A 22096-nucleotide genomic window follows, 5' to 3' on the forward strand; every position below is an offset into this window, starting at 1 on the left:
TCGTCCGGCTCGAAAATGATCGCGGTTTGCAGGGATTTTTTCGACAGATGACGGTCGATGCAGTTGGCGGAGACGTTCAAGACGCCGTCGGCATACCATTTGATGTCCACGCGCCCGAAGTCGAAACAGGTCTTCTTGACCTGCGTGTAGGGCTCCATCCAGTCGAGAACCTTGCCTTGTTCGGCCCAGAAGGATACCGGGTCCTCGATGGAGCGCTGGTACATGGTTTCGTAAGTCTCTGCATTGATATGCGCACGCGAGGCAAAAGCCTCAGCAGGTGCGGTCATCTTGGTCATGTCTTCCGACATCGTCGCCTCCCAACTCAAAACGCGGCTCACTCACAGAATGAGCCTTCTCCTCAGGATAAGGTTTACAGAGTTTGAAATGAAAACGCTCGAAGCTTGCGAGACTTGAATATGTTCTTTGTAAATATGTTCACGAAAATTTACTAATCTTTGTAAATACTCTTAACAATAAAAATTATCTTTATTTATCAATGCAATAATTTTCCTGTGGGGTCCGCGTTCGTGAGCCGTTTGGGATGTTTCTGATGTTGAACCTTCTTCGGGTGTTCGATTTGAGCCACGCAGGTCTGACGGTTATGCCCGAAATTTCTCGATGAATTGGCGCTATCGTCTGGTGACTCGTCTTCATGTGATCCAGCTCGCGTGACTGGTTCATGACGTTGAATATGCGACATGTGCCCGGAAGTTTTCCGGGCACAGATGCCTTTTGCGAGTGTGCTCAAGATGCGAGGCGTAGCTCGTCGCTGTCCTTGCTGGTTTTGAGCTGAGCGCTATCGCGCTCCAGTGACGTGGCTTGGGCTTTCAGGGCCTGCAACGCCGCTGTGGTTTCTTCGAACATAGCGGCGTTATGTTGTGTCACCTGATCAAGTTGGCTGACGGCAGTGGTGATTTCCGACAGGCCCACGGATTGTTCGGACGCCGAGGTCGCGATCGTCTGCACCAAACCATCCAGATTGGTGACAAGGGATTCGATCTCTGTCAGCGCACTGCCTGAGGCATTGACGAGCTGCACGCCCTCATCGACCTGACGACCGGATGTTTCGATCAATTTGGCAATCTCATTGGCCGCCCCAGAGCTACGTTGCGCCAGGGCGCGCACTTCTGAGGCCACAACGGCGAAGCCGCGCCCGGAATCACCGGCGCGCGCCGCTTCCACCCCTGCGTTCAGGGCCAAAAGGTTGGTTTGGAATGCGATATCGTCGATCACGCTCGTGATTTTGGAAATCTGGGTCGAGCTTTCCGCGATGTCATGCATGGCTTGAACCGTGCGCTGCACCACATCGCGGCCAACAATGGAGCGATCTTTGGTCTGGCCGACCGTGCTTGCGGCATTTTTCGCGCTTTTGGCGGAGCTCTCGACGGAGGCAGCAAGTTGCGTGATGGCGGCCGCGGTTTCTTCAAGCGAGGCCGCCTGAGTTTCGGTGCGGCGGCTCAGGTCCAGAGAGGCGCTGTTGAGGTTTTCGGTCTCGTTGATGATCGTTGCCGCGCCTTCCGCGATTGCTGCGGCCAGATGTGCGACTTTTTCGACCGCATTGTTGAAGTCATTGCGCAGCTTTTCGTAGGAAACCGGGAAGGCCTCATCGATGCGAACCGTCAAATCGCCGCGAGACATCGCGCCAAGCCCCGTTGCAAGAGAGTCCACGACTCTTTGCTGTTCTTGCAAATTTTGCTCACGTTCTTTTTCAGCCAGAGCGCGTTCTTTTTCTTTTTCGGCGCGTGTTGCTTCTTGTTCCAGCCGGCGTTGCTCCGCGACTTGTTCCTCACGTTTCTGAGCTTGGCGTTCGCGTTCGGCATTTGCCTCGCGTTCCTGCGCGAGTTCGGCGTCTTTGATTGCTTGTTGCTTGGCCAATTCCTCGCGTTCGAGCAAGGCGTTTCGGAAGACCTCCAGAACGCGTGCCATTTCGCCGATTTCACTTTTGCTTTCGGTCATTGGAACGGGGCTTTCGGTGTCACCGTCAGACATTTCGGACATGCGAAGCTTGAGCGCATTCAAAGGTTTGGTGACACTGCGCACCAAGAGGGTGGACACGCCGAGGAGGAGAATCAGCGTGACGACTTCAACCGCATGTCCGATAGTGCGCATGGTGGCCATCTGGGCTTGGATGTCGGACAGGTAAGAGCCGGTTCCGATAATCCACCCCCAGGGCTGGAATTCGGCGACATAGCTGATTTTTTCCTCATCTCCGCCGCCATTGGGCTTGTTGAAGAAATAGGTGATCATGCCGCGACCTTGCTCTTTCACAAGAGACGTCATCTCGGCAAAGATGTTCGTGCCGCGTGTGTCAGTATAGTTGGACATGTCCTGACCGATCCAATCCGGCTGGGTGGGATGCGCGATCATTGTGTTGTTTTTGTCGAAGGCAAAGAAATAGCCGGCCTCGTCATAATTGAAGGCCATGATGCGCTCTTGGGCGATGGAATAGGCTTCCTCACGGGAGAGGTTGCCCGCCTCAACTTCTTTTTCGAGCATGTCCAGATTGGAGACGACAGTGTCGACGATATCGCTGAGGTGTTGTTCGCGCATGCCGAAGGCGGTGTCATAGGAAATGCTCATGATGATTTGTGTGAGCGAAAGGATCATGATCATCGACACGAGGACGATGGCGTAGATCCGTACGGAAAGTTTTGAGAGGAGTTCTCGAAGCATTTGGCCCCATTTCTGTGGGAGGTGAAGGTCAATTTTGCTCAAGATGGGCGGGGCTTCTTAAGATTTGGTGCATTGTTTTTCTTTTTGCGAAATTGTGTGAAAGCCGCGGCAGGAAAGTTCGGTGATCAGGCTGGTTTTGCCCGCGACCTAAGGTCGCCCGTCACAACGAAGAAATAGTCGCTCAGGGGTCATCCTTGGGTTGACAGGGGGAAGGGCTGCGCAGTGATCGACGCGCTGAAAGGCGCGGATCAAGGCAGTATGGATTTTCACAGGAAAAACAGCACCGGTCTGCGCGGCAGAGGCAAATCCACTGACGAGAAAGGCAGAACTATCTGGTGTTTTTCAATAGGGAATTTGGTGGAGCCTAGCGGGATCGAACCGCTGACCTCCTGCATGCCATGCAGGCGCTCTCCCAGCTGAGCTAAGGCCCCAAATTGACCGGTTTGGCGCCGGTCAGGCGACTGTGCGGGTGGGCGTTTCCCGTCCGCCCGCGCTTCCTATTTTGTCTCGCCCGACGTTGCAAGCGAAAAAATGACAGGCAGATGAAATTTCCCATCTGCCCAGTCGATTGATCCTCAGATCAGTCGTCGTCGTCCGATGCGACGTCGGCAATCTCGTCGAGGGAGACGTTATCGTCATCCTCGTCATCGTCGAGAAGATCGTCATCGAGATCGATGTCTGCATCATCATCGACCAACAGATCGTCCTCGTCGTCGAGATCGTCGGCGGGTTTCGCTTGTTCTTTTTCGGTGATGGCAACGCGGGACTTGTTGTTCACGTCAAACGTCACGATCTCACCGGTGTAGGGAGACACGATCGGATCGCGGTTCAAATCATAGAACCGTTTGCCGGTGGTGGGGCAGACGCGTTTTACGCCCCATTCCTCTTTGGGCATGATGAATCCCTTTCGTTAAATCTGATCCATATGTGGAGACCTGCGCGCCATGCCATATCGCAAGGGGGCTGTCAAAGGCTTTTCCCTCAAAAAACGGTAAAGAGCGTGGCCTCGGGTCCTTTGTCACGATATGTGGGGAGGACGCACGAGTGAGGCAAGTATGGGCGACATTATTCTGGAAGGAAACCCGCCGGTCGGGGTGACTTTGCGGCGTTCAAGCCGGGCAAAGCGCCTGTCCTTGCGGGTGTCGCGTCTCGACGGGCGGGTGACGTTGTCGATGCCCGCACGTTTGCCGGAGCGCGAGGCCTTGGCGTTTCTGCATGAAAAGGAAGACTGGATTCGCAAACATCTCGGCACGCGGGCGCCGGAGCAGGTGGCTGTTTTTGGAGCGAATGTGCCGTTTTTGGGCCGCGAGGTGGAGATCGTGCCGGGGCAGGGGCGGCGTGCTCTGATGAAAGACGGTTGCCTTGTGGTGCCTGGCGAAGCGGACCGTGTTGCCGCAAGGGTGAAAGCTTTTCTCAAACTTGAGGCGCAGATGCGGCTGCGCGAGGCTTCGGACCGTTACGCGGCTTTGCTGAAAACCGATTACGGGCGCATCACCCTGCGCGATCCGCGGTCGCGTTGGGGGTCCTGCACCTCGGCGGGCAATCTTATGTATTCTTGGCGTCTGGTGATGGCGCCGGCGGCGGTGCTCGACTATGTCGCCGCGCATGAAGTGGCGCATCGGTTGGAGATGAACCATTCGGATCGCTTTTGGGCTCATGTTGCGCGGGTCTGTCCCGATCATGCTGCGCATCGCCGTTGGTTGCATACAGAGGGCGAAAAGCTTCACGCTTGGCGGTTCGAGGCGGATTGACATTCCGGCCTTTGTGATCACATTTGCACCTATGATTACCCCCACCATCCGTACCTCCGAGACCCCGACCGCCGCCCATGACCGCGTCTACCGCGCGCTGCGGACGCGGATCATGCATGGCGAATTCGTGCCGGGTCAGGCGCTGACCCTGCGCGGCATCGGCAAGATGTTCGATGTGTCCATGACACCCTCGCGCGAGGCGGTGCGGCGGCTGGTGGCGGATGGCGGGCTGAACCTCTCTGCCTCGGGCCGTGTCAGCACGCCGGAGCTGTCGAACGAGCGTTTGGAAGAGCTGGCCTCGATCCGCGCGTTGATCGAGCCTGAACTCGCCTCTCGGGCGCTTCCGCGGGCGCATATGGCGCTGATTGACCGGCTTCAGACGATCAATGGCACGATTGCCGAAATGGTCGCGAAACATGATGACGTGGGCTACATCCGCGCCAATCTCGAATTCCATCGCACGCTCTATCTGCGTGCACAGGCGCCTGCGATGCTCGCGCTGACGGAAACCGTCTGGCTTCAGCTCGGCCCGACGATGCGCGCACTTTATGCCCGCCTCAACCGCACCGAGGTGCCGCATAATCACCGTTTGATCGTCGCGGCGCTGCGGGCGGGGGATGAGCCGGGGCTGCGGCTTGCGGTGCGCTCTGATGTGACGCAGGGGCTGCGGATGTTGGCGGTTTGAGGCGCCGAACACCAAAGTGGGACATGTCCTAAGCACAAGGATGCCCAACATCTGGAACAGGACAGACATTGCCGGGGAGGGGGGGCTTCGGTGCCGCTGGCACGCTCCTGTCGATCATGCGACGCTTTGATAAGAAGCTTTCCGCCGATGTATTTTTTTCCGATGGCCTTTGTTTGCGCTGCGGGGCTATTCAGCTCTGACAGTTTCCGGCCCTTATCACCCCCCCCCCGATGACGGGTCGGACGAGAAGGGATCGCATTTTGGCGGTCCCTTCTCACCTTGTTCTCCCACTCAAGACCCCACTCAAGAGCCCGCTCCGTGGCTTGACCTTTTCTGCGCCGCAGAGTCTTTTGGGCTGAGACGGAGTGGAACAGGGGCATCGCGCATGGCACGTTATCTGGAAATGACCGAAATGATGACGCCGGATCTGGCGAATTTTTCGGGCAAGGTGCATGGCGGCGCATTGTTGCGCCTGCTCGATCTTGTGGCTTTTTCCTGCGCCTCGCGCTACTCGGGGCAATACGCGGTGACGCTTTCGGTCGATCAGGTGATGTTCAAACAGCCGATCCATGTGGGCGAATTGCTGCATTGCCGCGCGACGGTGAATTACGTCGGCCGCACCTCGATGGAGATCGGCATCCGGGTCGAGGCGGAAAACATCCGCACCCAGACCGTGCGCCACACCAATTCCTGCTATTTCACCATGGTTGCCGTCGATGACACGGGCAAATCCGTGGCCGTGCCGCAATTCACGCCTGAGACGGAAACGGACAAGAAACGCTGGCGGGCGGCCGAGCTGCGCAAGGAGTTGCGCATTGAGCACGCCAAGCGGCTGGAAGAGGCCGCAAAAGGGTAAATGAAAAAAAGGCGCTCCGGAGAGCGCCTTTTCTGTGTCTGAATGACCCAAAACCTTATGCGTGGATCGGACCGTCGCCACAGGCCAGAGCGGCCTCGCGCACGGCTTCCGAGTAGGTCGGGTGGGCGTGGCAGGTGAGCGCGATGTCTTGCGCCGAGCCGCCGTATTCCATCGCCACACAGATCTCGTGGATCATGTCGCCCGCAGCCGGGCCGATGATCGCAGCCCCCAGGAGGCGGTCGGTTTCCGCGTCCGCGATGAGTTTCACGAAGCCGTCGCCTTGGAACACGGCCTTGGCGCGTGCGTTGCCCATGAAGGAGAACTTGCCGACCTTCACTTTGCGACCTTCTTCTTTCAGCTGCGCTTCGGTCTTGCCGACGGTGGCGACCTCCGGCGAGGTGTAGATCACGCCCGGGATGACGTCGTAGTTCACGTGACCATGTTTGCCAGCCAGAGCCTCGGCGACGGCCATGCCTTCGTCCTCGGCTTTGTGGGCCAACATCGGTCCGACGATGGCGTCGCCGATGGCGTAGATGCCCGGCACGTTGGTGGCCCAATGCGCGTCGGTTTTGATCTGACCGCGCGGGGTGAATTCCACGCCCAGAGCGTCAAGGCCAAGCCCGTCCGTGTAGGGTTTGCGGCCCGTGGCGACGAGAACGACGTCGGCGTCAAGCGTGTGCTCGCTGTCGTCTTTCTTGAGCTTGTAGTTGACCTTCGCCTTGGTTTTCGAGGCTTCGACATTTTGCACGGCGGCGCCCAGAACGAAGTTGAGGCCTTGTTTTTCCAGAAGTTTTTTGAAGGTGCGCTGCACGTCGGCGTCCATGCCGGGGGTGATGAAATCCATGAATTCCACTACGGTCACCTCGGCGCCCAGACGCGCATAGACCGACCCAAGCTCCAGACCGATCACGCCTGCGCCGATCACGACGAGTTTCTTTGGCACTTTCGGCAGCTCCAGCGCGCCGGTGCTGTCGACCACGATGCCGCCTTCGTTGTTCACCTCAACACCCGGCAAAGACGTCGGCACGGAACCAGACGCGATCACGATGTTCTTGGCCTCATGGACCTCATCGCCAACTTTGACTTTGCCCTTTTCCGGGATGGAGCCATAGCCTTTGAGCCAGTCGATCTTGTTCTTTTTGAACAGGAATTCGATGCCGCCGGTGTTTTGGCCCACGACGTCGTCCTTATAGGATTTCATCTGCGCCCAATCGACGGAGGGGCTTTTGCCCTTGAGGCCCATGGCAGCGAAATTGTGCTCCGCCTCATGCAGGTGGTGCGTCGCATTGAGCAGCGCTTTCGACGGGATACAGCCGACGTTGAGGCAGGTCCCGCCCAGCGTCTCGCGGCCCTCGACCACGGCGGTCTTGAGGCCCAGTTGGGCGCAGCGAATGGCGGACACGTAGCCGCCGGGGCCAGCGCCGATGATGATCACGTCGTAGGATGCCATGGTCTTCTCCTTGGTCAGTATTTCGAGCCGCTCAGATCAGCGCGGCGATGAACAGAATGGCGCAGCAGAGCATGGCGATCATCCAGATGTAGGACCGCCACGGCTGCCAGCCGAAAGCATAGGCGGGCACGTAAAGCACCCTTGCGATCAGATAGCCCACGCCCGCGCCGAGGGTCACGGCGCTCGACTGATCCGTCAGGTGGATCAGGAACACGCCCGCGGCGAAGAAGGGGAACATCTGACTGTGATTGTCATAGGCGCGCAGCATCCGGCCCGTGGTCTTGCGCATCTCGCGGCTGGGTGCGCGGTCGCGGGGGGAGGTGGTGTAGCCCGGCCCCAGATCGACATTCGCCATGTAAGAGGCCACCACGAATTGCGCGATGTGCAAGAGGCCTGCGAGGGCGAGGAGGGTGAGGAGGGGGGTCATTGTATGGAAATACTGTTTGCTACTTTGAGAGTACCAAACACAAATGCCGCGAGAGACATGAACGCTCCAATTACGTAAATTGGTAACGCTATTTTGTCGCTAAGCCCTTTACGCGCGTCGTATGGTGTCATGATCATTGAATTTACGTATGCAACCGCGATTAGCAAAAATACGAAAATGAGCCCCAAAATATAGGAAAAAATAGCATCCTTTAGTGCTGACGCGGAAACAAGAAATCTGGATTGTGTCGCAGCATTTCCGATGAAAGTTAGCAAAACAACAATGGCGCCACTATTTAAAGTAACGAGCGTCTTGAGCGCGAAATTGCTAAGGTTAGCCGCAATCTGAATGTTGTTTCGGTACCATTCAAGGCGGATTTCATCGATTTTATCTGGCATTAGACGATCCAAATGTTTGTTGGCGCTCTCTTTAATGAGAGCGCCAACAATCGTTTCTTACAGATCCATCAACAGACGACGCGGGTCTTCCAGCGCTTCTTTGACGCGCACGAGGAAGGTCACGGCGCCTTTGCCGTCCACGATCCGGTGGTCGTAAGACAGAGCCAGATACATCATCGGACGGATGACGACCTGACCGTTGATGGCCATCGGACGGTCCTGAATTTTATGCATGCCGAGGATGCCGGACTGCGGGGGGTTCAGGATGGGCGAGGACATCAGCGAGCCATAGACACCGCCGTTGGAGATGGTGAAGGTGCCGCCCTGCATTTCCGCCATGGACAGTTTGCCGTCACGCGCACGTTTGCCTTTTTCGGAGATGGCTTTTTCGATCTCGGCGAAGGACATGCTGTCGGCATCGCGGATGACCGGCACGACGAGGCCCTGCGGGGTGCCCGCGGCGACGCCCATGTTGACGTAGTTTTTGTAGACCACATCGGTGCCGTCGATCTCGGCGTTCACTTCCGGCACTTCTTTCAGCGCGTGGACACAGGCCTTGGTGAAGAAGGACATGAAGCCGAGGCGCACGCCGTGTTTCTTCTCGAAGAGGTCTTTGTACTGGTTGCGGAGCGCCATCACCTCGGTCATGTCCACCTCGTTGTAGGTGGTGAGCATGGCGGCGGTGTTCTGAGACTCTTTGAGGCGACGCGCAATGGTCTGACGCAGCTTGGTCATTTTCACGCGCTCTTCGCGGGCGGCATCTTCGGCCGGACGCGGAGCGGCAGGAGCCGCAGCCGGGGCCGGGGCGGAGGCCGGTTTGTTCAGCGCGTTCAGCACGTCCTCTTTCATGATGCGGCCATCTTTGCCGGAGCCGGAGACAGACGCCGGGTTCACGCCTTTTTCCGCCATCAGCTTGTTGGCAGAGGGTGCGTTTTCGACGTCTTTACCACCGGAGGCGGCAGGAGCCGCAGCCGGGGCAGCCGCAGCAGGTTTCGCAGCAGCGGCACCCGCGCCCGAGGACATCTCGGCCAGTTTGCCGCCGGCGGCGACCGTGTCGCCTTCGTTCGCGATGATGGAGGTCAGCACACCCGCAGCAGGCGCGGGCACTTCGACGGAGACCTTGTCGGTTTCCAGCTCGCAGAGCATCTCGTCGGCCTCAAAGCTGTCACCCACGGCTTTGAACCAGGTGGCGACAGTGGCCTCGGTCACGGATTCGCCAAGGGTCGGCACCATGATGTCGACGCTTTCAGACGCGCCGGAGGCGGCGGGTTTATCCTCGGCGTGAGCGCGGGGCTTGACCTCTTCGGGGCCTGCGTTGCCTGCCTCGGAGAGCGTGGCGAGGAGCGCATCAACACCCACGGTTTCGCCCTCGGCGGCGACGATTTCACCCAGCACGCCAGCGGCGGGGGAGGGCACTTCGACGGTCACCTTGTCGGTTTCCAGCTCGCAGAGCATTTCATCGACCGCCACGGTGTCACCCGGTTTTTTGAACCAAGTGGCGACGGTGGCTTCGGTCACGGATTCACCCAGGGTCGGGACGCGGACTTCAACGGACATAGGATTACCCTTCGATATTGAGCGCATCGTTCACGAGCGCTTGCTGTTGTGCTTTGTGCTGAGACGCCAGACCCGTGGCGGGCGAGGCGGAGGCGGCGCGACCGGCGTAGACCGGACGCGTGTGCTTGGCGCCGATGCGCGTGAGCACCCATTCGATGTTGGGCTCGACAAAGGTCCAGGCCCCTTGGTTCTTCGGCTCTTCCTGACACCAGATGACTTCGGCGTCTTTGAAGCGCTCCAGTTCCTTGACCATCGAGAGCGCCGGGAACGGGTAGAATTGTTCGAGACGCAGGATGTAGGTGTCGTCCTTGCCGGCTTCGTCGCGGGCCTCCAAGAGGTCGTAATAGACCTTGCCGGAACAGATCACGACGCGCTTAATGTCCTTGTCCGCTTTCAGTTTGATGTCGGACTTGGCGGTGCCGTTGTCGCGATCCGCATCGTCCCAAAGCACGCGGTGGAAGGACGAGCCATCGGTGAAATCGGCGGCCACGGAGGTCGCGAGTTTATGGCGCAGAAGCGATTTCGGCGTCATCAGCACCAGAGGCTTCCGGTAGGAGCGGTGCAGCTGGCGACGCAGGATGTGGAAGTAGTTCGCAGGCGTCGAACAGTTCGCCACGATCCAGTTGTCCTGACCGCACATCTGCAGGAAACGTTCGAGACGGGCGGAGGAGTGTTCCGGGCCCTGACCCTCGTAGCCATGCGGCAGAAGCATCACGAGACCGGACATCCGCAGCCATTTCGATTCACCCGAAGAGATGAACTGGTCGAACATGATCTGCGCACCGTTGGCGAAGTCGCCGAACTGGGCTTCCCAGAGGGTGAGCGCGTTCGGCTCGGCCAGCGAGTAGCCATATTCGAACCCAAGGACGGCGTATTCAGAGAGCATCGAGTCGATGACCTCGTAATGCGCCTGACCCTCACGGATGTGGTTCAGCGGATAGTAGCGATCCTCGGAGGCCTGATCGATCAGACCGGAGTGACGCTGCGAGAAGGTGCCGCGTGTACTGTCCTGACCCGCGAGACGCACCGGGTAGCCCTCGCTCAGAAGCGAGCCGAAGGCCAGCGCTTCGCCCGTCGCCCAGTCGAAGCCTTGACCGGTTTCGAACATCTGAGCCTTGGCGTCCAATTGGCGCCCCACGGTTTTGTGCAGGTTAAAACCCTCGGGCGCCTGCGTCAGCGAACGCCCGATCTGCGCCATGGTCTCCTCGGTGATCGAGGTCTGACCGCGCTGGTATTCTTCGCCCTCTTTGTTGAGGTGCGACCAACGCCCGTCAAGCCAGTCGGCCTTGTTCGGTTTAAAGGTTTTCCCGGCTTCGAACTCTTCGTTCAAGAGCGACTGGAAAGCCGCTTTCATGTCCTCGATCTCGCCCTCGGGGATGAGACCGTCGGCCACGAGGCGCTCGGTGTAGAGTTGCAGCGTGGTCTTGTGCCGCTTGATGTTGGTGTACATCTGCGGGTTGGTGAACATCGGCTCGTCGCCTTCGTTGTGACCGAAGCGGCGGTAGCAAAAGATGTCGATGACCACGTCTTTGTGGAACTTCTGACGGAACTCGGTGGCCACCTTGGCGGCGTGCACCACGGCCTCCGGATCGTCGCCGTTGACGTGGAAGATCGGCGCTTCGACCATGAGCGCAATGTCGGTCGGATAAGGCGAAGACCGCGAGAAGTGCGGCGCGGTGGTAAAGCCGATCTGGTTGTTCACGACGATATGGATCGTGCCGCCGGTGCGGTGACCGCGCAGACCGGAGAGGCCGAAACATTCCGCCACGACGCCTTGGCCCGCAAAGGCCGCGTCACCGTGCAAAAGCACCGGAATGACAGAGGTGCGTTCCGGGTCGTTGTTCTGGTCGGTTTTGGCGCGGGCCTTGCCCAGAACCACCGGGTTCACCGCCTCAAGGTGCGAGGGGTTGGCGGTCAGGGACAGGTGGACCTTGTTGCCATCGAACTCACGGTCGGAGGAGGCGCCGAGGTGATATTTCACGTCGCCAGAGCCGTCCACGTCCTCGGGCTTGAAGGAACCGCCCTGGAATTCGTTGAAAATCGCGCGGTAGGGTTTCGACATCACGTTGGCGAGCACGGACAGACGCCCGCGGTGCGGCATGCCGATCACGATCTCTTTCGCGCCGAGGTTGCCGCCGCGTTTGATGATCTGTTCCATCGCCGGGATGAGGCTTTCGCCGCCATCGAGACCGAAGCGTTTGGTGCCCATGTATTTCACATGGAGGAATTTCTCAAAGCCTTCGGCCTCGACCAGCTTGTTCAGAATGGCGCGACGGCCATTCTTGGTGAACTGGATTTCCTTGCCGAACCCTTCGATCCGCTCTTTGAGCCAACCGGCCTGCTCCGGGTCGGAGATATGCATGTATTGCAGCGCGAAGGTGCCGCAATAGGTGCGTTGCAGAACATCAATGATCTGACGCATCGAGGCGTGTTGCAGGCCCAGCACGTTGTCGATGAAGATCGGGCGATCCATGTCGGATTCGGTGAAGCCGTAGGTGCGCGGATCGAGCTCCGGGTGCGGTTCCTGATCGCGCATCTTGAGAGGGTCGAGATCGGCGATGAGGTGGCCGCGAATGCGGTAGGCGCGGATGATCATGATCGCGCGGATGCTGTCGAGCACGGCGCGTTTGATCTGATCCTCGGAGACCGCGACGCCTTTTTCGGCGGCTTTCTCTTTGATTTTTTTGCCGGCGGCATCGGCCGCAGCAGCAGGTTCGGCCCATTGACCGTCCAGAGCATGGGTCAGCTCGTCATTCGGCACCGGCGGCCAGTCGAGGCGCGCCCAGGAGGGGCCTGCCGCTTCGGCGGTGACATCCGTTGCCGCATCTCCGAGAGACTGGAAAAACTCGGCCCAGGAGGCGTCCACGGAACTGGGGTCCTGAGTGTACTGGGCGTAGACCTGTTCGAGGTATTCCGCGTTGTGCCCCTGCATGAAGGAGGAGGCATGGAAGATGTCGTTGGGGCTCTGGTCGTTCATCGGTTTGACCTTGATCTGGGGTGCGTTTCCGTTTCGAGGGCAGGATCGCGTTGCCTTTTTGTGGGTGCGCCTGCGCCTTTCTTTACAAAGGGCGCAGGCGAATTTTGTCAAATGCAGGCCTCTCTTCGCAAGGCTGCATGGCGCTTTACGCCTTAGCCTTTGGCAATGGCTTCCTGCACGGCTTCGCCGAGCGTGGCCGGGCTGTCTGCCACGATGATGCCTGCGGATTTCATTGCTTCGATCTTGCTCTCCGCGTCGCCTTTACCACCGGCGACGATGGCGCCTGCGTGGCCCATGCGGCGGCCCGGAGGGGCGGTGCGGCCTGCGATGAAGCCAGCGGTCGGTTTCCAACGGCCTTTTTTCTTCTGCTCGGCGAGGAATTCGGCGGCTTCTTCTTCTGCGGAGCCCCCAATCTCACCGATCATGATGATCGAGGTGGTTTCCGGATCGTCGAGGAACATGTCGAGCACGTCGATGTGCTCGGTGCCTTTGATCGGGTCGCCGCCGATGCCCACTGCGGTGGATTGGCCGAGGCCCAGATCAGAGGTCTGTTTCACAGCCTCATAGGTGAGCGTACCGGAACGTGAGACAACACCCACGGAGCCACGCTTGTGGATGTGGCCCGGCATGATGCCGATTTTGCAGGCGTCCGGCGTGATGACACCCGGGCAGTTCGGGCCGATCAGGCGGGACTTGGAGTCCATCAGCGCGCGCTTCACCTTCATCATGTCGAGCACCGGAATGCCCTCGGTGATGCAGATGATCAGCTCCATCTCGGCGTCGATCGCCTCAAGGATGGAGTCGGCTGCGAACGGCGGCGGCACGTAGATCACGGAAGCATTGGCTTCGGTGACGTGCTTGGCTTCGTGCACGGAGTTGAAGACCGGCAGGTCGAGGTGGGTGGTGCCACCTTTGCCCGGGGTCACGCCGCCCACCATTTTGGTGCCGTAAGCGATGGCTTGTTCAGAGTGGAAGGTGCCTTGCGAGCCGGTGAAGCCCTGACAGATCACTTTGGTGTTTTCATCTACGAGAATTGCCATGTGGCATCTCCTTTAATGTCGGTGCGGACGAACCGCGATTTCTCTAAGCAGACCTAGATGCTCTGCGTGAACTACTCTTTCTCGAGGCGGACAGTGATAGTGCCATTCCCACCCACGATCTGGAAACCCGCACTTGCTCTGAGCGAAGTGCCGGATTTCACAAAATACGTTCTGGTGGAGCCGCCGCCGAGTGTTCTTGTCTCTTGCGTGTAGCCTTTTGCTTTAAGCGCCTGAGAGGTTAAGCCCAAAGCTCGCTGAACTTCGCTAATGCCGCCGAGATGGGAGACGTGGCACGCATCCCCTTGCTTCCCATTGACATTCACGGGGTTCCCGAAAAGACCACCAGTACTGTAACGCCAAGCGCCAAGTGCCGTTTTTTGGAAGCCATCAGTCTGAAGTGAGGCAAGCGCTGTGCCGTTCAGAAGAAAATCGGCACATGCTCCAATGCCATCTACGACGTGACTTTCGACAAGCTGCTGCTTGTTACCCGTCTCGGACTGTGCCGAAGCAGGAGTGCTAACAGCTGGTTGTGTTGTCGATTGGCACGCGGTGAGGGCCAACATAGAACAAGCTACAAGAACACCAGTTAAACGCATCAGGTTACCCTTTGACCGCTTTCACGATTTTCTGGGCGCCGTCTTTGAGATCGTCCGCCGCGATGACATCGAGGCCGGAGTTGTTGATGATCTCTTTGCCGAGCTCCACGTTGGTGCCTTCGAGACGCACAACGAGCGGAACCTTGAGGCCAACCTCTTTCACGGCTGCGATCACGCCTTCGGCGATGATGTCACAGCGCATGATGCCGCCGAAGATGTTCACGAGGATGCCTTTGACGTTCTCATCGGAGGTGATGATTTTGAAGGCTTCGGTCACTTTCTCTTTGGTCGCGCCGCCGCCCACGTCGAGGAAGTTGGCAGGCTCAGCGCCGTAGAGTTTGATGATGTCCATGGTGGCCATCGCCAAACCCGCACCGTTCACCATGCAGCCGATCTCACCGTCAAGCGCGATGTAGTTCAGGTCGTGCTGGGAAGCGGCCAGTTCTTTCGGGTCTTCTTCGGTCTCGTCGCGCAGGCCAACGATGTCGGCGTGGCGGTAAAGCGCGTTGCCGTCAAAGCCGGCTTTACAGTCGAGACATTTCAGATCGCCCGTGTCGGTCACGATCAGCGGGTTGATCTCGAGCATCTCCATGTCTTTGTCGATGAACAGACGATAGAGGTTGGAAATCAGCGCGGCGCACTGTTTGACCTGCTTGCCTTCGAGACCGAGAGCAAAAGCGACGCGGCGGCCGTGGAAGCCCTGAAGGCCGGTGGCCGGGTCGATGGAGAAGGAGAGGATTTTCTCGGGCGTCTTGTCGGCCACTTCCTCGATGTCCATGCCGCCCTCGGTGGAGGCCACGATGGAGACGCGGGAGGATTGACGATCGACGAGCAGAGCGAGGTAAAGCTCTTTCTCAATGTCGGACCCATCTTCGATGTAGATGCGGTTCACTTGCTTGCCAGCCGGGCCGGTCTGATGCGTGACCAGCGTGTGGCCGAGCATGGCGTTGGCTTCCTGCGCGGCTTCCTCAACGGATTTCGCGAGACGCACGCCGCCTTTTTCGCCAGCGCCGGCTTCCTTGAAGGAGCCTTTGCCGCGACCACCTGCGTGGATCTGGGCTTTCACAACCCAAAGCGGGCCGTCAAGCTCGCCGGCTGCGGTTTTCGCATCGGCTGCATTGAGAACGACGCGACCGTCCGAAACCGGCGCGCCGTATTCCTTGAGAAGGGCTTTCGCCTGATACTCGTGGATGTTCATTAGAGATATCCTCTCCCTGGTTCGATTGACCCGTATATGCCATTGGCTGCGGGGCATAAGAAATGGTTTTTTGGCCTGTTGGCGGTAAAACGCCCGTGTTTTGGCATTTTGTGATCACAGGAAACTTTCGTGTGATCACAAAATTCATATTCCAACCCATTTTCCGAATCGACCCGTAAATTTTAACCGTATTTGAGGCTTTTAGAGAGGTGCGTCCGAGAGGCTCAGGGGTGTCGAGCGCTAACAGGCTTGGCTCTATCATGGGGCGCGACGCTTTCGCGCGGCTGCGCACAGGCCACTTTCCTTGCCTGTTTGGCGTAGATTTCGTATTTACAGATCAAGACTCACCCATGGATACCTCGGGAAAAATCATGCATATTTCTGGATCGAAAGCCTCATTGGCGCTTGTCGCGCTTCTGGCCACGCCGCTGGCGGCAAACGCAGGCGATTTCAGCCTGTCTCTCTATGGCGGCTACCAAACCGCGCCGCACAGCTCCGTGAAGGGCAACGACGGTGTGGATGATTTCGACTTCACCACGGGTTGGGATGGCAAAAGCTTCGATACTCCGCCCTATTACGGTGTCCGCGGCACTTGGTGGGTGCGCGACAATTTCGGCTGGATCGCCGATTTTAGCCACAGCAAGGTCTATGCCGACAAAGGCGACATGGCCGACAACGGGTTTTCGACCCTCGAGTTTACCGATGGATTGAACAACCTGACGGTGGGTCCGATCTGGCGCTGGCCGGGTCTGTGGAACAACTTCACACCCTACGCGAGCGTCTCCGCCGGGATCATCATTCCGCATGTCGAAGTGGCCACGGCGAACACCGACACGCTGGAATATCAGATCGCCGGTCCGACCGTCGCTTTGGTCTTGGGCGCCAGCTATGAGCTGAACGAGCGCTGGGACCTCTTCACGGAATACAAAGGCACCTACAGCCAGCTCGACGTCGATCTCGATGGCGGCGGCAATCTTGAGAGCGACATCATCACCAATGCGCTGAACTTTGGTGTGACCTACAAGTTCTGATCCAACGTCGGAACGCGATAGAAAAAGCCGGGCCATGTGTCCGGCTTTTTCATGTCTGGCGTGTTACATCTCAAGCCCGGCCTTGGCCAAAATCTCGCCGTCTCTCTCTCGCAACAGTGCATCGAAGGTGGTGCGTGTCAGATCGAGATCGTCACAGTCTTTGGGCACAAAGGGATCGAGGCGCAACCGGTCGAGCGCCAAGAGGCGTTCCGCTTGACGCGCATCAAGCGATTGCACCCCCTCCACCAGCCGCAGGATCTCGCGCGGGCGATCGGTATGATTGCGTGTAAAGCGATATTGTGCTTCGCGCGCCTCGCCGATTTTGCGTTTCGGGCCGGAATAATTTTCAAAGGATTTCTTGAGCAGCTTGATTGCGTAATGCAGCGGCGTCAGCCCGTCGAAATGCAGCAAAAGACGTCTGTTCGTTGCGGTCAGGGGCGGTTTGGCACCATTGGCGAGCACTTTGGGGTGATGCACCCCCATCTCCCATTCCTGCCCTGTGGGCACGATGGTTTTGCCGGTGTGATGCCCGGTGAGACCTTGAGAGAGGAACTTGCCGAACCGACCGTAGAGCGCCTGTATATCCTCAGGCGCCAAAACGATAGGGTGTCGAAATCCGCCCTCGAACAGCATCTCGCCGGGAGAGCCGGGCAGGTAGGCGCGCTCGGCGTTGCGGATGACCAGGCCTTTGTTGCGATCTGCCTTGCTCAACGCCTTCGATAGCGCAGCGCCGTCGGAGATGAATTCATCCACGTCGCAATGCAGAACCCAGTCGCAAGTCGTGCTTTGATAAACGCTGGTCGAGACGAATTTCTGCCGTCCGGTGTGGCGTTCCGGGCGGCGGCCTTGATTGACCCGGTCCCAATGTGCCTGATCGCAGATCGTGATGAAAATCCCGTCCCGATCCCCGATCAAACGGTCAACCTCGGGGTTCGGACGGTCGAGAAACACATGCACTTCGGAGGCGCCGATGGCCCTGTGGTGCCGGGCAAAGGCCGCGATCAAAGGCGCGGGCTCATCCCCCAAAGCGGCCACGGCCCAAGTCGGAGCGCCCCCCGCCATCAGGCCAGCTGTCCCAGTTTGGCCGCGAGGATTTCGGCGACGGATTCGGCGGCGCGGGCGGTGTTCGGGTCTTGCAAGAGACGCGCCATTTCTTGGGTCACGGCCGCCTCATGTTGGTGGTGGCCGGTCTCTTCGCGCGCGTTGAAATTCTTGGCCGCGTAGAAATCGTCGTCGCGCTGCACCTCTTGCGGGTTGGCGTAATAACCGTCGCCGCGCTGACGTTTGAGCGCGAACATATCCGGCGTTCTGATAGAGAAATGCAGCACGCGCCCGAGCTTATAGGGCTGTTTCTCGACATTGATTCGATTGAAGGGCACGCGTTTGGCGCGGTCGAAAAACCGGGGCTCCATATCGGTGCCTGCGGAGTTGAGGGCGCGAAACGTGTCCGCCGTGACGTCGGGCGCCAAAATAGGGCGGTGGATGTCCAGTGCCTCGATGGCGTCGGACCAGCGAAACAGGGTTTTGACTTGCGTGGACTTGCCTTTCCACACCGGAGCTGCACCGGTGAAGGCGGTGGAAATATGCCGTCCGGGCCACTGCGCATGTCCGCTGTCGCCCATGAACCGCCAGGCGATTGAAACGGAGGAGGCCTGTGCCACCTCGGCCGCCGCGATGATGTCCTCCACCGTACCACCCTCGGCGGGCAGTAGAAATTCATCCGCGTCGAGCCACATCACCCAATCGCCGTCCCGGAAAAAGCCGCTGTCTTTCGCCAGCTGCGCGGCATGGGTTTGTGGCGGGATGCCCTCGGGGACGATCTGTTTCACATGGGTGATTTCGCCTGCCGCATCCAGCGTGTCGAGCAGCGTGTCGGAGCCATCGTCGCAATCGTTGGAGACGATGAAAATCTCCGTAAACCCGATGATCTTGTGATAGGCGATCCACTCCAAAAGAAACGGCCCCTCGTTCTTTTGCGCGGAAAACAGGACGCGGCGGGAGGGCGAGGTCTGGGGATCGGGAGAGGTCAAAATGAAATCGCTCTGTCTCGGATTTGAAAGGGGTTGCGTCAAGTTAGCAGGGGCTGAGGTCCCTTGAAATACGAAAAAGCCCGCGGAGAGTGTCCGCGGGCTTTGAATGTCTTACGCTCTTTCGAGATCAGGCGAGCGAGCCGTCGATGCCTTTACAAGCGTCCATCAGGCCTTTCACAGCGTCGACGGATTTGTCGAACATCACTTGCTCTTCTTTGGTGAGCTTAATGTCGATGACTTTCTCGATGCCGCCAGCGCCGATCACGGTGGGCACGCCCACATACATGTCGGAGACGCCGATCTCGCCGTTGCAGTAAGCGGCACAGGGCAGCACGCGCTTCTGGTCTTTGAGGTAGGCTTCGGCCATCTCGATGGCGGAGGTCGCCGGGGCGTAGAAGGCGGAACCGGTTTTCAACAGGCCCACGATTTCGGCGCCGCCGTCACGGGTTCGCTGAACGATGGCGTCCAGTTTCTCTTGCGTGGTCCAGCCCATTTCGATCAGGTCGGGGAGCGGGATACCGGCAACGGTGGAGTAGCGCACGGAGGGCACCATGGTGTCGCCGTGACCGCCCAGAACGAAGGCGGTGACGTCACGCATGGAGACACCGAATTCGACGGAGAGGAAGTGACGGAAGCGGGCGCTATCGAGCACACCTGCCATGCCGCAGACTTTGTTGGCCGGGAGGCCGGAGAATTTCTGCAGCGCCCAAACCATCGCGTCGAGCGGGTTGGTGATGCAGATGACAAATGCGTCGGGGGCGTGTTTGGCGATGCCTTCGCCGACGGATTTCATGACCTTGAGGTTGATGCCCAGAAGATCGTCGCGGGACATGCCCGGCTTACGTGCCACACCGGCGGTCACGATGCAGACGTCTGCGCCTGCGATGTCCTCATAGGACTGGGTGCCGGACATGGCGGCGTCGAAGCCTTCGGACGGGCCGGATTCGGCGATGTCGAGCGCTTTGCCTTCGGGCAGGCCTTCGGCGATGTCGAAAAGGACGATGTCGCCGAGTTCTTTGAGGGCTGCGAGGTGGGCAAGCGTGCCGCCGATATTGCCGGAGCCGATGAGGGCAATCTTGGGTCGGGCCATGAGTTTGTCTCCAATCTGTTTGTGAGATTGGCGCATGGGTAGCCCTTTGCTGGCTTTCGTGCAAGTCTGTGCTGCGCTGCCGCGACGTGGCTGTCGGGTCTGGTGGCGCTAACTCCTAGATATTTTCAGGGAAAAACCTCTCGTTGTCCAAAGGCTGTGCTGATGACGCTCGATCTCAATTTCTACCTTTTCGCCGTGCCCGCGGTGATTTTTGCAGGCATGTCAAAGGGTGGTTTCGGCTCCGCTGCGGCCTTTGCAGCCACGCCTTTTCTGGCCTTGATTCTCACGCCGGGGCAGGCGGTCGGGCTGATGTTGCCGCTGTTGATGGTGATGGATGTGACCGCCGTAAAACTGTTTTGGCGCAAATGGGACCTGCGTGTGGCGGGGGTTCTCATCCTCGGCGCCATTCCCGGAATTGTGATCGGAACGTTGCTTTATGGCGTCGCCGATCCTGCGGTTTTTAAGCTTTTGATCGGGATTGTGGCGATTGGATTTGTGCTTTGGCAGCTGGCGAAAGCGCGGCGTTGGATCACCCCGCCGAAACGTGAGCTCGGCACCGGTGCCGGGCTGTTTTGGGGCGGGGTCACGGGGCTCACCAGTTTCATCTCCCACGCCGGCGGTCCGCCCGCCGCCGTCTACATGCTGTCGAAACGGATGGATAAGACGACCTATCAGGCGTCGAGCGTGCTGACGTTTTGGGCGGTGAACCTGATGAAAGTCGTGCCCTATGCCTTTGTGGGCATTTTCTCGAAAGAAACCCTGATCGCCGATCTGACCCTGATTCCGGCGGCCGTTCTGGGCGTGCTCTTGGGCGTCTGGATGTATCACAAAGTGCCGGAAAAATTGTTCTTTGGGCTGGCTTATGTGTTTTTGGTGATCACCGGCAGCAAGTTGATCTGGGAGGTTTTGGCCGCTTAAGCGTCATCGCCCTTGGCCACGGCCACTTCGGCGAGGGTTTCAAAGGCCTGACCGGAGGCGATCAGACAGGTGACGCCGTTGGGCGTGGTCATCAGGATCGTCCATGTGCCGGTCTCGGTGGAGGCAAAAACCTCGACCACGCCGGAATTGGGCGCAAGACCAATGGATTGGCGGCTTTCGCCGTATTTGCTGGTGAGCCGATCCAGGATTTGATCGCGCTGGGCGCAGTTTTGTTGTGCCAGAGCCGGGGCGGCAAAGAGAGGTGTGGCCATGAGCAGGGCGGCTCCGGTCAGAGTGGCAATCCGTGTCGTCATCGTCTTGTCCTTTTCTGTTTCGGCGCCGTTTGGCGCGAGTGTCCGGTGCTGGGCTGTCCCTTATTCTAACGTGCCGGTATGGATCTCAGCCTGCCGAAAAAGGGTTAAAAAAGCGGTTACCTTAGCGTGCTGCGCTTGGGGTTTCCGCTTTCATACGCAGGGAAATTCTGCGCTGCGGAAAATTTACCCTTGCGGATTGGTGCGTTTGTGTGGCCTCTTGCGCAACAATGTTGCGGAGGAGGAGAATCAAATGACCCAAGTCGCCAACCGTCCCTATCGCTCGGCTCTCTACATTCCCGGCTCGAAAGAACGCGCGCTGGAAAAGGCCAAGGGGTTGGCCTGTGATGCGATCCTGTTCGACCTTGAGGACGCGGTGTCGCCTGACGAGAAGATCAACGCGCGGGCGCTGTTGAAAGAGACGCTGGCGCAGGGCGGCTATGGCAATCGGGCCAAGATCGTGCGGGTCAATGGCTTTGACACGCAATGGGGCCGCGACGATGTGGCGGCCTTTGTCGGTGCGGACATTGACGGGATTCTCCTGCCGAAGGTTGAAAGCGCGGCGATGGTCGAGGAGCTGGCACAGGCCATTCCCGATGTGCCGCTCTGGGCGATGATGGAGACGCCGCTGGGCATGTTGAACGCTGCAGAGATTGCGGCGCATCCGCGTATGACAGGCTTTGTCATGGGCACGAACGATCTGGCGAAAGAGCTGAACACGCGGTTCCGCGCAGATCGTCTTCCGATGATGGGGGGCTTGCACATGTGCCTGATCGCGGCGCGCGCCTATGGGGTGATCTGCCTCGATGGCGTCTACAATGCCTTCAAGGATGACGAAGGTCTCAAGGCCGAATGCGAGCAGGGCCGCGACATGGGGTTTGACGGCAAGACACTCATTCACCCGGCGCAATTGGAGATCGCCAATGCGGCCTTCGCGCCCTCTGAGGCGGAGATCGATCTGGCCCAGCGTCAGATCGCGGCCTTTGAGGAGGCTGAGGCAAATGGTCAGGGGGTTGCGGTTGTCGATGGGAAAATCGTGGAAAATCTGCATATTGTGACGGCGCGGGCGATGCTCGCCAAACACGAAGCCATTATAGCCATGGAGTAA

Annotated in this window: 21 protein-coding genes and 1 tRNA gene; 6 read left to right on the top strand and 16 right to left on the bottom strand. The window is 58.8% G+C overall.

Going from position 1 to position 22096, the window contains the following annotated elements:
- The 4 genes from LC094_RS16820 to LC094_RS16835 form a co-directional block, all read right to left on the bottom strand.
- The coding region (locus LC094_RS16820) for an acetyl-coenzyme A synthetase N-terminal domain-containing protein (protein WP_319003306.1) at nt 1-308 on the bottom strand (308 nt) is incomplete at its 3' end.
- A gap of 436 nt (nt 309-744) precedes the next feature.
- A complete protein-coding gene (locus LC094_RS16825) occupies nt 745-2673 on the bottom strand; it encodes a methyl-accepting chemotaxis protein (protein WP_226553963.1) in 1929 nt (642 codons plus the stop codon).
- A gap of 355 nt (nt 2674-3028) precedes the next feature.
- Nucleotides 3029-3104 (bottom strand) — tRNA-Ala (locus tag LC094_RS16830).
- 149 nt (nt 3105-3253) lie between these two features.
- The gene (locus tag LC094_RS16835; RefSeq protein ID WP_226553964.1) at nt 3254-3568 is read right to left on the bottom strand and encodes a TIGR02300 family protein; all 315 of its coding nucleotides are present in this window, start codon (nt 3566-3568) and stop codon (nt 3254-3256) included.
- A 160-nt stretch (nt 3569-3728) separates the two neighbouring features.
- Between LC094_RS16835 and LC094_RS16840 the strand changes: the two genes are divergently transcribed.
- The 3 genes from LC094_RS16840 to LC094_RS16850 all read left to right on the top strand — a co-directional run bounded on the left by LC094_RS16840 (nt 3729) and on the right by LC094_RS16850 (nt 5965).
- Nucleotides 3729-4424, top strand: a complete 696-nt coding sequence (locus LC094_RS16840) for a M48 family metallopeptidase (RefSeq protein ID WP_226553965.1) — start codon at nt 3729-3731, stop codon at nt 4422-4424.
- A 31-nt stretch (nt 4425-4455) separates the two neighbouring features.
- A complete protein-coding gene (locus tag LC094_RS16845) occupies nt 4456-5109 on the top strand; it encodes a GntR family transcriptional regulator (protein ID WP_226553966.1) in 654 nt (217 codons plus the stop codon).
- 385 nt (nt 5110-5494) lie between these two features.
- Nucleotides 5495-5965 carry an acyl-CoA thioesterase gene (locus tag LC094_RS16850; protein WP_226553967.1) on the top strand — a complete coding sequence of 157 codons (471 nt, stop codon included), beginning with the start codon at nt 5495-5497 and terminating at the stop codon, nt 5963-5965.
- Between the two features lie 55 nt (nt 5966-6020).
- On the opposite strand, the gene lpdA is transcribed toward LC094_RS16850, so the two are convergent.
- From lpdA to sucC, 8 genes are all read right to left on the bottom strand, one after another.
- Nucleotides 6021-7415 carry a dihydrolipoyl dehydrogenase gene (gene lpdA / locus LC094_RS16855; protein ID WP_226553968.1) on the bottom strand — a complete coding sequence of 465 codons (1395 nt, stop codon included), beginning with the start codon at nt 7413-7415 and terminating at the stop codon, nt 6021-6023.
- A 31-nt stretch (nt 7416-7446) separates the two neighbouring features.
- Entirely contained in the window at nt 7447-7842 is a 396-nt protein-coding gene (locus LC094_RS16860; RefSeq protein ID WP_226553969.1) for an MAPEG family protein, read from the bottom strand.
- Nucleotides 7839-8240: a hypothetical protein gene (locus LC094_RS16865; RefSeq protein WP_226553970.1), complete on the bottom strand. Its 402-nt coding sequence runs from the start codon at nt 8238-8240 to the stop codon at nt 7839-7841. The genes LC094_RS16860 and LC094_RS16865 overlap by 4 nt, the downstream gene beginning before the upstream one ends.
- Before the next feature lie 57 nt (nt 8241-8297).
- Entirely contained in the window at nt 8298-9797 is a 1500-nt protein-coding gene (gene odhB / locus LC094_RS16870; protein WP_226553971.1) for a 2-oxoglutarate dehydrogenase complex dihydrolipoyllysine-residue succinyltransferase, read from the bottom strand.
- Between the two features lie 4 nt (nt 9798-9801).
- Nucleotides 9802-12774 carry a 2-oxoglutarate dehydrogenase E1 component gene (locus LC094_RS16875; protein ID WP_226553972.1) on the bottom strand — a complete coding sequence of 991 codons (2973 nt, stop codon included), beginning with the start codon at nt 12772-12774 and terminating at the stop codon, nt 9802-9804.
- A gap of 152 nt (nt 12775-12926) precedes the next feature.
- Nucleotides 12927-13814 (bottom strand): succinate--CoA ligase subunit alpha, encoded by an 888-nt coding sequence (sucD, locus tag LC094_RS16880; protein WP_226553973.1) that lies wholly within the window; start codon nt 13812-13814, stop codon nt 12927-12929.
- Nucleotides 13815-13885: 71 nt separating this feature from the next.
- Entirely contained in the window at nt 13886-14410 is a 525-nt protein-coding gene (locus LC094_RS16885) for a hypothetical protein (RefSeq protein ID WP_226553974.1), read from the bottom strand.
- 4 nt (nt 14411-14414) lie between these two features.
- Nucleotides 14415-15608: an ADP-forming succinate--CoA ligase subunit beta gene (sucC, locus tag LC094_RS16890; RefSeq protein ID WP_226553975.1), complete on the bottom strand. Its 1194-nt coding sequence runs from the start codon at nt 15606-15608 to the stop codon at nt 14415-14417.
- 371 nt (nt 15609-15979) lie between these two features.
- Between sucC and LC094_RS16895 the strand changes: the two genes are divergently transcribed.
- A complete protein-coding gene (locus LC094_RS16895; RefSeq protein WP_226553976.1) occupies nt 15980-16639 on the top strand; it encodes an outer membrane protein in 660 nt (219 codons plus the stop codon).
- Between the two features lie 63 nt (nt 16640-16702).
- Here LC094_RS16895 and LC094_RS16900 read toward each other — a convergent pair whose 3' ends face one another.
- The 3 genes from LC094_RS16900 to mdh form a co-directional block, all read right to left on the bottom strand.
- A complete protein-coding gene (locus LC094_RS16900; RefSeq protein ID WP_226553977.1) occupies nt 16703-17701 on the bottom strand; it encodes a glycosyltransferase family 2 protein in 999 nt (332 codons plus the stop codon).
- Nucleotides 17701-18669 (bottom strand): glycosyltransferase family 2 protein, encoded by a 969-nt coding sequence (locus LC094_RS16905; RefSeq protein WP_226553978.1) that lies wholly within the window; start codon nt 18667-18669, stop codon nt 17701-17703. Before LC094_RS16905 ends, LC094_RS16900 begins: the two co-directional genes overlap by 1 nt.
- 127 nt (nt 18670-18796) lie before the next feature.
- The gene (gene mdh, locus LC094_RS16910) at nt 18797-19759 is read right to left on the bottom strand and encodes a malate dehydrogenase (RefSeq protein ID WP_226553979.1); all 963 of its coding nucleotides are present in this window, start codon (nt 19757-19759) and stop codon (nt 18797-18799) included.
- Between the two features lie 162 nt (nt 19760-19921).
- On the opposite strand from mdh, the gene LC094_RS16915 reads away from it, so the two are divergent.
- Complete coding sequence (locus LC094_RS16915) at nt 19922-20677, top strand: sulfite exporter TauE/SafE family protein (protein ID WP_226553980.1); 756 nt, start codon at nt 19922-19924, stop codon at nt 20675-20677.
- Here the strand turns inward: LC094_RS16915 and LC094_RS16920 are convergent.
- Entirely contained in the window at nt 20674-20991 is a 318-nt protein-coding gene (locus LC094_RS16920; protein ID WP_226553981.1) for a hypothetical protein, read from the bottom strand. The genes LC094_RS16915 and LC094_RS16920 overlap by 4 nt on opposite strands.
- A 250-nt stretch (nt 20992-21241) precedes the next feature.
- Here LC094_RS16920 and LC094_RS16925 point away from each other — a divergent pair, with 250 nt between their 5' ends.
- Nucleotides 21242-22096 (top strand): HpcH/HpaI aldolase/citrate lyase family protein, encoded by an 855-nt coding sequence (locus LC094_RS16925; RefSeq protein WP_226553982.1) that lies wholly within the window; start codon nt 21242-21244, stop codon nt 22094-22096.

The organism is Celeribacter naphthalenivorans (genome assembly GCF_020524585.1).
GTDB lineage: Bacteria > Pseudomonadota > Alphaproteobacteria > Rhodobacterales > Rhodobacteraceae > Celeribacter > Celeribacter naphthalenivorans.

Bases quoted from the DNA above. Each gene is read 5' to 3' on its own strand.
- LC094_RS16835 (WP_226553964.1), bottom strand. From the start codon at position 3,568: ATGCCCAAAGAGGAATGGGGCGTAAAACGCGTCTGCCCCACCACCGGC.
- LC094_RS16875 (WP_226553972.1), bottom strand. From the start codon at position 12,774: ATGAACGACCAGAGCCCCAACGACATCTTCCATGCCTCCTCCTTCATG.
- LC094_RS16920 (WP_226553981.1), bottom strand. From the start codon at position 20,991: ATGACGACACGGATTGCCACTCTGACCGGAGCCGCCCTGCTCATGGCC.
- LC094_RS16885 (WP_226553974.1), bottom strand. From the start codon at position 14,410: ATGCGTTTAACTGGTGTTCTTGTAGCTTGTTCTATGTTGGCCCTCACC.
- sucD (WP_226553973.1), bottom strand. From the start codon at position 13,814: ATGGCAATTCTCGTAGATGAAAACACCAAAGTGATCTGTCAGGGCTTC.
- LC094_RS16915 (WP_226553980.1), top strand. From the start codon at position 19,922: ATGACGCTCGATCTCAATTTCTACCTTTTCGCCGTGCCCGCGGTGATT.
- mdh (WP_226553979.1), bottom strand. From the start codon at position 19,759: ATGGCCCGACCCAAGATTGCCCTCATCGGCTCCGGCAATATCGGCGGC.
- LC094_RS16925 (WP_226553982.1), top strand. From the start codon at position 21,242: ATGACCCAAGTCGCCAACCGTCCCTATCGCTCGGCTCTCTACATTCCC.
- lpdA (WP_226553968.1), bottom strand. From the start codon at position 7,415: ATGGCATCCTACGACGTGATCATCATCGGCGCTGGCCCCGGCGGCTAC.
- odhB (WP_226553971.1), bottom strand. From the start codon at position 9,797: ATGTCCGTTGAAGTCCGCGTCCCGACCCTGGGTGAATCCGTGACCGAA.
- LC094_RS16825 (WP_226553963.1), bottom strand. From the start codon at position 2,673: ATGCTTCGAGAACTCCTCTCAAAACTTTCCGTACGGATCTACGCCATC.
- sucC (WP_226553975.1), bottom strand. From the start codon at position 15,608: ATGAACATCCACGAGTATCAGGCGAAAGCCCTTCTCAAGGAATACGGC.
- LC094_RS16900 (WP_226553977.1), bottom strand. From the start codon at position 17,701: ATGGCGGGGGGCGCTCCGACTTGGGCCGTGGCCGCTTTGGGGGATGAG.
- LC094_RS16895 (WP_226553976.1), top strand. From the start codon at position 15,980: ATGCATATTTCTGGATCGAAAGCCTCATTGGCGCTTGTCGCGCTTCTG.
- LC094_RS16840 (WP_226553965.1), top strand. From the start codon at position 3,729: ATGGGCGACATTATTCTGGAAGGAAACCCGCCGGTCGGGGTGACTTTG.
- LC094_RS16865 (WP_226553970.1), bottom strand. From the start codon at position 8,240: ATGCCAGATAAAATCGATGAAATCCGCCTTGAATGGTACCGAAACAAC.
- LC094_RS16845 (WP_226553966.1), top strand. From the start codon at position 4,456: ATGATTACCCCCACCATCCGTACCTCCGAGACCCCGACCGCCGCCCAT.
- LC094_RS16850 (WP_226553967.1), top strand. From the start codon at position 5,495: ATGGCACGTTATCTGGAAATGACCGAAATGATGACGCCGGATCTGGCG.
- LC094_RS16860 (WP_226553969.1), bottom strand. From the start codon at position 7,842: ATGACCCCCCTCCTCACCCTCCTCGCCCTCGCAGGCCTCTTGCACATC.